The organism is Streptomyces sp. ISL-1 (assembly GCF_018614585.1).
Classification (GTDB): domain Bacteria; phylum Actinomycetota; class Actinomycetes; order Streptomycetales; family Streptomycetaceae; genus Streptomyces; species Streptomyces maoxianensis.
The window spans coordinates 43,041-50,288 of sequence record NZ_JAGGOI010000035.1 but is presented as its reverse complement, the minus strand read 5'-3'; the positions used below and the strand labels follow the sequence as shown (position 1 = coordinate 50,288).

5 protein-coding genes, 1 tRNA gene and 1 pseudogene are annotated in these 7,248 nt (G+C 71.9%); 4 read left to right on the top strand and 3 right to left on the bottom strand.

All coding sequences use genetic code 11. The features are described from left to right. Both J7E87_RS25635 and J7E87_RS25630 read right to left on the bottom strand, forming a co-directional pair. A pseudogene (locus J7E87_RS25635) lies at positions 1-1,423 on the bottom strand (hypothetical protein); the annotation flags it as partial. 7 nt (positions 1,424-1,430) lie between these two features. Next, the gene (locus tag J7E87_RS25630; RefSeq protein ID WP_215096895.1) at positions 1,431-2,444 is read right to left on the bottom strand and encodes an SMI1/KNR4 family protein; all 1,014 of its coding nucleotides are present in this window, start codon (positions 2,442-2,444) and stop codon (positions 1,431-1,433) included. Positions 2,445-2,663: 219 nt separating this feature from the next. Here J7E87_RS25630 and J7E87_RS25625 point away from each other — a divergent pair, with 219 nt between their 5' ends. Both J7E87_RS25625 and J7E87_RS25620 read left to right on the top strand, forming a co-directional pair. Continuing rightward, a complete protein-coding gene (locus J7E87_RS25625; protein ID WP_215096894.1) occupies positions 2,664-3,179 on the top strand; it encodes a YwqJ-related putative deaminase in 516 nt (171 codons plus the stop codon). 10 nt (positions 3,180-3,189) lie between these two features. Continuing rightward, the gene (locus tag J7E87_RS25620) at positions 3,190-3,681 is read left to right on the top strand and encodes an SUKH-3 domain-containing protein (protein WP_215096893.1); all 492 of its coding nucleotides are present in this window, start codon (positions 3,190-3,192) and stop codon (positions 3,679-3,681) included. 179 nt (positions 3,682-3,860) lie between these two features. On the opposite strand, the gene J7E87_RS25615 is transcribed toward J7E87_RS25620, so the two are convergent. Next, positions 3,861-5,198, bottom strand: coding sequence for a sensor histidine kinase (locus J7E87_RS25615; RefSeq protein ID WP_215096892.1), 1,338 nt, complete (start codon positions 5,196-5,198; stop codon positions 3,861-3,863). Between the two features lie 414 nt (positions 5,199-5,612). On the opposite strand from J7E87_RS25615, the gene J7E87_RS25610 reads away from it, so the two are divergent. Together J7E87_RS25610 and glmU are read left to right on the top strand one after the other, a co-directional pair. Continuing rightward, a tRNA-Gln gene (locus J7E87_RS25610) sits at positions 5,613-5,685 on the top strand. A gap of 109 nt (positions 5,686-5,794) precedes the next feature. After that, positions 5,795-7,243 carry a bifunctional UDP-N-acetylglucosamine diphosphorylase/glucosamine-1-phosphate N-acetyltransferase GlmU gene (gene glmU / locus J7E87_RS25605; RefSeq protein WP_215096891.1) on the top strand — a complete coding sequence of 483 codons (1,449 nt, stop codon included), beginning with the start codon at positions 5,795-5,797 and terminating at the stop codon, positions 7,241-7,243. Positions 7,244-7,248: the final 5 nt, after the last annotated feature.

Here is a 7,248-nt window from a genome sequence, read left to right as displayed (position 1 = left end):
GGCTCGGGTCCGCCAGCATCGTCGCGGCATGGTGCGCGCCACCACCGGGCGGCGGCGTGCCACCGGGCGGGCCGGGCGGACCAGGAGGCTGCGGAGCACCGGGCGGGCCGGGGGGCCGGGGCGCACCGGGGCCGCCCAGTTGGCTCGGGTCCGCCAGCATCGTCGCGGCATGGTGCGCGCCACCACCGGGCGGCGGCGTGCCACCGGGCGGGCCGGGCGGACCAGGAGGCTGCGGAGCACCGGGCGGGCCGGGCGGCTGCGGTCCCTCCCCACCCAGCTGCGAGACGAGCTGCGTCGGCAGATAGCCGCCCGCGGGAGCACCGGGAGCACCCGGCCCCGAAGGCGGCGGCGTCGCCCCGGGCCGCGCGCCCGGAGTGCCCGGAGCGCCGGGCGGTGGCGGAGTCGTCGGACCGCTTCCGCGCGAGCCACGCGGCGGCAGGACCGCCTTGCTCGTCGCCGCGTCGGCGATGTCGGCCGCGCCGGGAGCGGCGGGTCGTCCCCCGGGCTGCTGGTTCAGCGCCGGGGCGACCGCGGTCCGCGGCAGCTGGCTGCCGCCCGACATCAGCGCGGTCGGCGCGTCCGCGCCCACCGCGGGCGGCGGGGTGTCATCGTCGTCGGTCCCCGAGATCGGCGGTGCGAACACCGTGGCCGGCAGCGGCACGGACGCGTCGTCCGACCCGGCGGCGCTGGTGTCCGTCCACGCGGCGGCCCCGGACGGCGTGTTGGGCACACCGTCGGATGCCGTCGGCTCGTAGTCGCCGCCACTGGCGCCGGCCCACAGCGCCCCGCCCTGTGAGGCGTCGCCGCCCGAGGTCCCGGCCGCGGGCCAGGCCGATCCGGCGGCGGACGAACTACTGCCCGCCTGCGACGCGTTGGGGCCGGTGGCACCCGAAGCGGCAGCGGGAGCCGCCCAGTCGGCCCCGGCCGACGGCACACCCGCGCCCGCAGGCGCACCGCCACCCGCAGGCGCGTCCGAGGAAGCCGTCCCCGAGCCCGAAGCTGTAGACGCACCCGAAGCCGTCGCGCCGGACTCCGGCGACCGCCGGTCCGGGATCCCCAGCTTGTCCGCCGCTTCCTGGAGCCACTCCGGCGGGCTCAACAGGAACGACGTCTGATTCAGGTCGATGCGCTGCGGCGGCTCGGGCGCTGCGGCGGCCTCGTCCTGAATCCCGTACTCCTCCTCGTACCGGCGGATCACCTCACCCACCGGCAGCCCCGGCCACAGCGTCGCGTCACCGCTGTCGCGGGCGATCACCAGCCGCTGCTGCCCGCCGTCGGAACGCGCACCGCCCTCGCGATCCTCCGCCCAGACCACAAAGCCGAGCTCGAACTCCCGCACCCGCACCTCACGATGCTGATACGCGGGCACATCGCCGTTGACCCACTCTTCCGCGCGCTCCTGCGCCTGCGCGAAGGTCACCATCGGACCGTCACCCCTCGTCCGAGATCGGGACGGCCTGCGCGAAGCCGCCGTCCACCATCAGATTCGCCACGGTCTCCAGCTCCGGCGGATTGCCCGCCAGGCGCTGCAGAAAACCGTCGAAGTCGTCGCCGCACGGCAGCAACAGCCGCTCCACGCGCTCCTGCACGTTCCAGCCGTCCTGATCCCGTGCGTCGTCGTACGCGCAGAACCACACCGAGCCGATCGCCGAGCCCTTGACCTTCACCGCCAGGATCCCGCCCTGGACGAACGCGACGCCCAGGTAGTCCTTGGTCAGGTGGTCCCGCAGGCATTTGTTGACGTACACCAGGTCATTGGCCCCGGCCTCGTCCCGCACGGTGAAGAACGGCTGGTCGACCAGCAGCCCCAACTCGGCGTCGAGCGCCGCCCCTACAGGTGCGCAGCCGCCCGCCGCCTTGAGGAAGGAGCGGTAGGCGCCCGGCAGCCGGTAGCCCAAGTCCTCCTCCACGCCGATCAATTGTTGCTCCGTCACCGACACGGCGCCCTTGGGCAGGCCGAAGTGCGCGGGCCGGGTCTCCTGCAGCGGCCGGGTACCCCGCTTGCTCAGGTCCACCGGCGTCGTCGCCAGGCCGCCGTGATGCCGCAGCAGCGCCTTCACCTCGACCGGGACCAGCTCGAGGCGGCGGGTGCCGGGCACGTGGTGCCAGGTCCAGCCATGCGGTGTGGCGACCGCGGGAATCGTGGCCCACAGCGCGTGGCCGTCGGCGTGCAGCGCCGCGTTCGCCGATACGTAGTCGGTGAGCCGCAGTTCGTCGACGCCGAAGCCCTCCGGGGGCTCGGCAATCTGGGCGGCGGCGCGCGCGTACGGCGAAAAGTCCGGATAGCCGTTCTCGTCCACGCGCACGCCTCTGGGGTGGCGGGAGGCCCGGACCGGGTCCGGGAAGTTCACGACCTGCCCGGCGTAGGCCGCGTTCGGTGGCGCGGTTTGTCCCACGGCCCGGGGGCCGGGAGGTGCCCCCAGCCCTTGCCGACCTGTCGTCATGGCGGTATGCCCCCTGCTGCGTTCCGGCTGGTTGAGGACAGCCTATGCGGTGGGGCAACAGGGAGAACCGACGCTCCTCTTCCGTCACGAACAGTCACAAACGCGTGACCGTTTGCCGACGGGTCGACACGTTTCAGTGCCCCAGCTTCCGCACCGCCCGGCCCATTTGGCAGTGTGTCCCGCAACTCGGGGGAGTGCAGGGGAGGGAACGACAGCACCATGCACACAGCGCAACCAAGCACGTCCGGCACCGCAGGTGATCCACGCCTCAATTGGAGCAGCACCGAGGCCCACCGCCCGCCCGCCCTGAACCACCGCCGCGACGGCATCCTGCCCACCGTCGCCGCGGCCCTCTCCGTCCGGGGCGAGACCCTCACCTGCACCGCGGGAAAAGGAGACCAGCCGCCCGCACTTCACGCGCTTGTACAGGATTTCCTCGACACCCTCACCAGCGGCCAGCGCGAACGCTTCACCGGCCGCTGCCCCGAGGCGATCCTGCTCTCACGCCATCTCACCGCCGCCGAGTCGCAGCGCTCGAAGCGGGCCCAGCGCAAACCGCTGACCCACAGCGAGGCACGGCGCACCCTGAAACAGGCGAAACTGACCGCACGCCGCATCCGCGAGGACGGCGACCCGCTGCACGGCAGCTACGCACCGCCCTGCCGTTCCTGTACGGCATTGCTCGACCACTTCGGGGTACGCCCCGTCGCCCCGACCGCACCCGAGAACGGCTGAACCCGCACCGATGCCCGACCACCTCAGCACCACCCGGTTCCCGGTCGCCGTCGACGCCGCCCTGCGCGAGGCGGGGTGGCAGCCCGGCCGCTGGGACATAAAGCTGGCCGAGCACTGGGCGGACACGCTGCGCGCGTACGCCTCGCCGGCCGGGCACCGGCACTCGGTGTTCCCGGCGGCGGTGGAGGCATGGGCGGAATTCGGCGGACTGCGTGTCGCGGCCCCCGGCCCCGGCCGGCAGACGGCCCCCACACCGGTGCACTTCGACCCGCTGGCCGGGCTCCACCTCGCCCGTACTCTCGCCGATCTGGGGCGCGCGCTGGACACCGAGATGTCCCCGCTCGGGGAGGAGGGGGACAGCCAGGCGGTGCTGGCCATCGACATGGACGGCCGGGTCTACAGCCTCGACCACACCGGCGACTGGTACCTCGGCCCGGACATCGACCGGGCGCTAGCCACGCTGGTCACGGGCGTCCAGCCGCCCCGGCTCACACTCCGCTGAGCCCCGCGCCCGATCAGCACGACTCAGAGCGGCCGAGCCCGATCCCGCGCCCGATCCCGGGCTCGATCAGCATGAGTCAGAACAGCCGACCCGGCCGAGCCCCATCCCGGGCCCGATCGGCCGGTCCCGGGCCCGATGAGCGCGAGTCCGAGCCCGCACCCACGCCCGATCGGCGCGAGTCAGAGCTGCTGCTCGCCGTACCCGTCCCGGTCCGGCAGCACCGCAGACACCCGGAAGCCGCCCACGTCGGTCGGCCCGGACACGAACACCCCGCCGAGCGCGAGCACCCGCTCCCGCATCCCCACCAGACCGTTGCCGCCGCTCGGCAGCCGCGCGGCCGCCGGCGCACCGTCGGCGTCCGGAGCGCCGTTCTCCACCTGCATGGCGACCTCGGCGTCGCGGCGCGCGAGCCGCACCATCACCTTCGCGCCGGCCGCGTGCTTGTGGACGTTCGTCAAGGCCTCCTGGACCACGCGGTACGCGGTCTGCTCGACCTCCGGCGCGTATTCGCGCGCCTCGCCCTGGACCACGAGTTCGACCACCATCCCCGCCTGCCGGGACTGGCCGACCAAACTCTCCAGGTCGGCAAGAGAGGGCCCGTCCTCGGCGGCGGCAGCGGCGGCGGCTGCCGCGGCGACCCCCACCGCCACCAACGGCACCGGCTTCGCGGCCCGCAGTTCGTCCCCGCCCGCCCGCAGCACCCCGAGCATCTCGCGCAGCTCGGTCAGCGCCTGCCGGCCCATGTCCCCCACCAGCGCGGCGTTCTTCACAGCTTTCTGCGGATCCTTGAGCGCCACCGCCTGCAGTGCGGCCGAGTGCACCACCATCAGGCTCACGCGGTGCGCCACGACATCGTGCATCTCCCGCGCGATCCGGGTCCGCTCCTCCGTACGCGCCCACTGGGCCCGCTGCTCGGCGCGGTCGGCCAGCAGCGACAGCTCCTGCTCCAGGCTGTCCGCGCGCTCCCGCAGACTCTCCATCAGCCGGCGCCTGGCCCCTATGTAGAGACCGAACAGCACCGGCGGCGCGGTCAGGGCGAGCGACATGAAACCCGCCATCGTCGGTACGTACCAGGCGCCGGGCTCCGGATCGAAGTCCGCGGACTGCACGTCCTGGCGCACCCGTACGTACGACACGATCAGCGTCGCGGTCAGCGACATCGCGGCGAGCGTCGCGGTTATCCGACGCGGAACATCGGACGCGGCGAGCGTGTAGAGCCCGACGATGCCCATCAAGAAGCCCATCTCGGCGGGCGTGGTCGCGATCGACACCAGTACCACGGCGATCGGCCACCGCCGCCGCAGCACCAGCACGGACCCGACGATCAGTCCGAACAGCACCCCGACTGGCACGGGAATCGCGGCCTTGTCCGCGAACCCCACACCCTCCAACGCGCACTCGACGGCGGAGACGATCCCGAGCCCTACATCCAACGCGGCACTGCGCCGCCGTCCCCACCACAGCCGGCCACGGGCGGTCGTGCCCGTGCCGTCCTGGTCTTCCCCCGTTGTGGTCATGCCGACCAGCCTACGGGCGGGTGCGGCTCATTTGGCGGAGAGTGCGGCAGCACGGAATGAGTCCGAACACGTGCGAAACAAGCAGTGATCGCACGATCCGATGAATCGAGCGGACTTTCGACCGGAACGTCCGCATTCCGGAAGACGCTCACCGCACGACAGAGATCCAGGGCAAGTACGCCGACTTCGAGGGCCTCCGTGAGCAGGCGATCGCGCCGCGACGGGAAGCCTCGGCCGACGCCGGATCCGCGACCGGCTCTTCGTCGACAACGCGGGGGAGACGTACCGGGGCTGCCCGGCCGTCCCAGTGACACAGAGCGCCGAGTTCTGCCTCGCGTGGAAGGCGCCTGGTACGGCATAGTGTTGGGTGCAGATTCGGCGGCCTGACTCAATGTCCGGTTTAGCCGAATTCCATCCCCCATGGTGTAATCAGGCAGCACTGCGGTTTTTGGTACCGTATGTTCAGGTTCAAATCCTGATGGGGGAGCCCAGAGACACGGGTCCTGACCTCCGCGGTCAGGACCCGCCCTTATTTCACTACTGAAACCCCCCGGTATCCTTCGGATGTCCACCACCCGAAGCCGAAGGGCATTCCAGTGAGCGCCAACCGCCCGGCAGCCGTCGTCGTCCTCGCAGCGGGTGAGGGGACCCGCATGAAGTCGAAGACCCCCAAGGTCCTGCACGAAATCTGCGGGCGTTCGCTCGTCGGACATGTCGTCTCCGCCGCGCGCGAGCTGGACCCCGAGCACCTCGTCGTCGTCGTCGGCCATGCCAGTGAGCAGGTCAAGGGGCATCTCACCGAGCAGTACGCCGGCACCCGCACCGCCTACCAGGCCGAGCAGAACGGCACCGGGCACGCCGTCCGGATGGCTCTCGAAGAGCTCGGCCGGACCCCCGAGGGAACCGTCGTCGTCGTGTGCGGCGACACCCCCCTGCTCTCCGGCGAGACGCTCACCGCGCTCGCCGCGACCCACGCCGCCGACGGCAACGCCGTCACCGTGCTGACCGCCGAGGTGCCGGACTCCACCGGCTACGGCCGGATCGTGCGCGACACCGTCACCGGCGCCGTCACCACGATCGTCGAGCACAAGGACGCCACCGAGGAGCAGCGCGCGATCCGGGAGATCAACTCCGGGGTCTTCGCCTTCGACGGGCAGCTGCTCGCGGACGCGCTGGGCAAGGTGCGTACGGACAACAGCCAGGGCGAGGAGTACCTCACCGACGTCCTCGGCATCTTGCGCGAGGCCGGTCACCGGGTCGGCGCCTCCGTCACCGGCGACCACCGGGAGATCCTGGGCATCAACAACCGCGTACAGCTGGCCGAGGCGCGCAAGCTGCTCAACGAGCGCCTGCTCGAGCGGGCGATGATGGCCGGCGTCACGGTCGTCGACCCCGCGTCGGTGCTCATGGATGTGACGGTGACGTTCGAGCGGGACGCGATCGTGCACCCCGGTACACAGCTGCTGGGCGTGACCCATCTCGCGGAGGGCGCCGAAGTCGGCCCCAACTCACGGCTGAAGAACACCACGGTCGGCCCGGGCGCGCGGGTGGACAACACCGTGGCGGAGAGCGCGGAGATCGGGGAGTCGGCCATGGTCGGCCCGTTCGCGTATCTGCGCCCCGGCACCCGGCTCGGCCTGAAGGCCAAGGCCGGTACGTACGTGGAGATGAAGAACGCCACGATCGGCGAGGGCACGAAGGTGCCGCACCTCTCCTACGTCGGCGACGCGACGATCGGCGAGTACACGAACATCGGCGCCGCGAGCGTGTTCGTGAACTACGACGGCGAGACCAAGCACCACACCACGATCGGCTCGCACTGCAAGACCGGCTCGGACAACATGTTTGTGGCTCCTGTCACGATCGGGGACGGCGCGTACACCGCGGCGGGCTCGGTCATCACCAAGGATGTGCCCGCCGGTTCGCTGGCCGTCGCCCGCGGCCAGCAGCGGAATATCGAGGGCTGGGTGGCTCGAAAGCGCCCAGGGAGCGCCGCCGCGCAGGCGGCCCAGGTCGCAACGGAACAGGTCACCGACGAGAACTGACCGGA